The sequence below is a fragment of the Bacillus cereus group sp. N6 genome (genome assembly GCF_016483705.1).
GTDB classification, from domain to species: domain Bacteria; phylum Bacillota; class Bacilli; order Bacillales; family Bacillaceae_G; genus Bacillus_A; species Bacillus_A wiedmannii.
Genome location: NZ_JAEHBI010000121.1, coordinates 1 through 3,736 on the forward strand (window position 1 = coordinate 1; position 3,736 = coordinate 3,736).

Genomic DNA, 3,736 nt, shown 5'->3' on the forward strand with positions numbered 1-3,736 from the left:
ACTGAGCATTTATTCTGAATGAGTGCATGTTAATTCGTATTTTTTTAAGAAATTAAAACTTTGCAACAGAGCCAAAACTTCAGTACGTATTTTTTAAAGTCTAAAAAATATGTAGTAAATATATAATAATAAATATAATGTGATAGTATCAAAACTGGTATTGAGAAAATAGTAAAATGACTATATGTTATACATATTTATTGTATACTATAAATAATCTGTCATTAAATCCCTTGTATATAAGAAAAGCGAGATAAAAGAGCTCGTTTTTCTTTTTGTTTGCATATAATTTCATGAAAAAAACTCAATACATGTTAAGGAGGACGAAATAGAAACGCAATTGAAAGAGGAGCCCTTTAGCATAGGTCCATGACAGTTGCATATGTAACTGTTAACTAGGCACATCCTATCATATATATTATATCTACTTAAATATGAATAATTTTAATTTCTGAAATATTAAACCGCCCCTACAATAAATACTACAACTATACGAAGGGAAATGGGAGGTTGAAAACGAGAGAGCTTCTTACTGTAGAACAAAGGGAATACTTTTATGAAGTCCCTGAGCATATGGACGAGAGAGAAATTCGGTTCTGGTGCAAAAACTTCAAGCCACTTGCAAATACTCTCTCAAACTTGGACATACTGATACTATTATTCTTAAAAAGGTGTGTGATCAGTATAAAAAAGGAAACTTCGTTTAAATGGAAGCACTATTAGCCAGATATTATTTTATTAACTTTGCGCTGGTACCTACGGTACAATCTCAGTTTTCGTGATTTGGTAGAAATGATGGAAGAAAGAGGATTATCCTTAGCTCATACAACGATTATGCGGTGGGTCCATCAATATGGACCTGAATTAGATAAGCGAATTCGACGTCATCTCAAACAAACGAATAACTCCTGGAGAGTAGATGAAACGTACATAAAAGTAAAAGGACAATGGATGTACCTATATCGTGCTGTTGATTCTGAAGGAAATACAATTGATTTTTATCTAAGTAAATTCAGAAATCATAAAGCTGCAAAGCAATTCTTCAAAAAAGCTTTGCAGTCTTTTCATGCTTCAAAACCTCGTGCAATCACAGTTGATAAAAATCCTGCTTATCCAATTGCTATCACAACGTTGAAGAAAGAAAAACAGATGCCGTTAGGCATTCAAATCAGGCAGATAAAATATCTAAATAACATCGTAGAGCAGGACCATCGTTTCATAAAAAAACGTACACGCTTTATGTTAGGACTTAAATCTTTTCGTACAGCTACATATATTCTTGCAGGAGTAGAAGCCATGCATATGATAAAAAAAGAACAGATTGATTTACGGGATCAGTCTGTTCAAAATCAAAAACAATTCATTCATCAATTATTTGGATTAACAGCGTAAAGAACGATTCCGATAGGAATCCTCATTGCTCGTTGGAATGTATTCTTTATTTGCACCAGAACCGTTTTCCATATGTCATATGCAATGATAAATGCAGGTGTAATTTCGGTTCATTTGGTAATATGAACCTAATCATTGATAAAGATGAACTTTATGAAGAAGGTTTATAAGTACGTGGGTTCTCTTAGTAATTTACTTATGCTTATAGTACCAAAATAGACAGATAACATGATGAAAATGGTTCTTTTTGTTTGAAAATGTAAGGATATGTCCATTCTATTAGGGAAATAGATATTATTTTCTCAATACAGGATATAAGAAAACCGTGTAGAATAAGAAGTACTATGGATTTATTGTCTAAAAACATGTCTTCTATTTAAATAAAGGGCGTATTTTTAGGTTTCATATACCAAATTAAATAAGGGGAAATGTGTAATTTCCAGGAAAAAGCGAAAGGGATGATGACATATCGAACTCAAGCTAGATTTACATTCTGTATTTGAAGACCTTTTCCAAGCGTACGAAAATGTACACCCTAAGATGTATTTCACATTTCAAAAGTTAGAAGATGATTTTGTTTTTACAGATATTTGCCCTGAATTACTCCATTCAATTCTTCAAAAACGAGATGATTTGGTTGGAAAAACAGTGGATACCGCTCTCCATATAGGAGATACAGTAATAAGAAAAAAACTCAAACAACTTTATACGTTAGCATGGGATCAAAAAAGAATTTTATTCTATTATTTTCCAGATAGGAACCCTGATATTTTTATAATTACTTATCTAGAATCTCAAAACGATCATAATCAGATTACAGAAGTAATTGGGCGTTGTATGCCTGTCTATAAAAAAGATTTACAATTCCCTTTGCGATATGTCGACCAGGTTCTTTCCTTTTAAGGGAAAGAACTGTCAGATGTTATACAGGATCCTGGTCTAGCGATACGAGGTTATTTATCAAAATCTTGTCTTTTTATATTTTTGATTGTTTGACGCATAATTTTGAGAGTTTGTATTAAGAACGTTAGTTCTTCTTGTGAAATTTCTTCTTCGTTTAAGGTGAAAGTATAGTATTGTAAAAGTTCCATATCCTCTATGTCTAAAATTGTTTTATTTGATACGTTCGAATGAACAATTAAATCACATATTTCTATATTATATACGGTTGCAATTTTATGAAGTAAATCTACGGTGGGGGTATAAACTCCTCTTTCAACTTTAGACAGATTACTATAATCATAATTAATTTTTTTAGCTAAACTTTGTAGAGTATCCCCAAATCTTTTCCGCGTTTCTTTAATCTTGAAGCGCATTCTTTTCCCCCCTATTAATTTTGATGGCTACATATAACGCATCTCTATCTTAAAGTATCCAAAGAGTTGTTGTGATAAATATCAGTGAACGCTTAACTACTATATGTTGAAGAACATGTAGTTTTCTGCCTAGGTATTGTATTTTATAGCTATATATTAGATTGATAGATTTGATTTTTGCATCATTTTTATAGGGGGAATTGCTTGGAAAATTAATATTTTGGGTACACATTAAATTATTACACTTTATGTAGTGTTGTAAGCAGATGAGTAGTTATGAAAGTGGAAAAAGAATTATTAATTCAACTTCTCAATTGGTACCTGGGCTATTGGGATTACAGTAATAATTCATAACTAATATCCCCTAACGATATATAAGGTATACTTATATTTTCGACACCATGATATCACGTTTAAAATATCCAATAAATTATTATGATTTGCATTCAAATAAATTTTAAGTATGGTGAAATTCTAAAGAGGACTTATATAACTGATATTTATACCGCTCGTTGTTAAATCTACAAAACTAATCAACATCTGATAGGAATAATCTGTGAGACCTTCTCTTCATGATACAAAATAAACTGAGTTTTTAAAATGATTAATTTGTAAAATAGTAGTTGTCTTTTGTTGAGAAATTTATATGGGGGTACAGCTGCATGCCTATTAACCTTTATAGAGTAATAGTATCACATGTCCATCAACTGGTTCTGGTGCAAAAATAAATTTATAATAATTCTAAAATGAATATTTGATGATTTTAAAAATAAATCATTCGAAATTTAGAATGAGAACGTGTATTTTAATAAGAAATATAAACTTAACGTTCAGAATTAAGTTTATATTTTTGTATACATTTTGACAGCATTCGAGGTTTGCACCCATGCCCATCAACTTAAGAATTTTGATTCTGGTGCAAATAAAGGATATATCCCAAAGAACAATGAGGATTCCTACCGGAATCGTTCTTTACCCTGTTAATCCAAATAATTGATGAATGAATTGTTTTTGATTTTGAACAGACT

The 3,736-nt window shown here is 30.9% G+C and carries 2 protein-coding genes; one reads left to right on the forward strand and one right to left on the reverse strand.

Annotated features, from left to right (window positions below):
* Positions 1-729 precede the first annotated feature (729 nt).
* Positions 730-1,392: an IS6 family transposase gene (locus JDS99_RS30095; RefSeq protein WP_345943247.1), complete on the forward strand. Its 663-nt coding sequence runs from the start codon at positions 730-732 to the stop codon at positions 1,390-1,392.
* A gap of 953 nt (positions 1,393-2,345) precedes the next feature.
* Here the strand turns inward: JDS99_RS30095 and JDS99_RS30100 are convergent.
* A complete protein-coding gene (locus JDS99_RS30100) occupies positions 2,346-2,708 on the reverse strand; it encodes a helix-turn-helix transcriptional regulator (RefSeq protein ID WP_199696402.1) in 363 nt (120 codons plus the stop codon).
* Positions 2,709-3,736: the final 1,028 nt, after the last annotated feature.

What these genes read in the sequence shown, in the direction of transcription:
- JDS99_RS30100 (WP_199696402.1), bottom strand. Translation starts at nt 2,708, where the DNA reads ATGCGCTTCAAGATTAAAGAAACGCGGAAAAGATTTGGGGATACTCTA.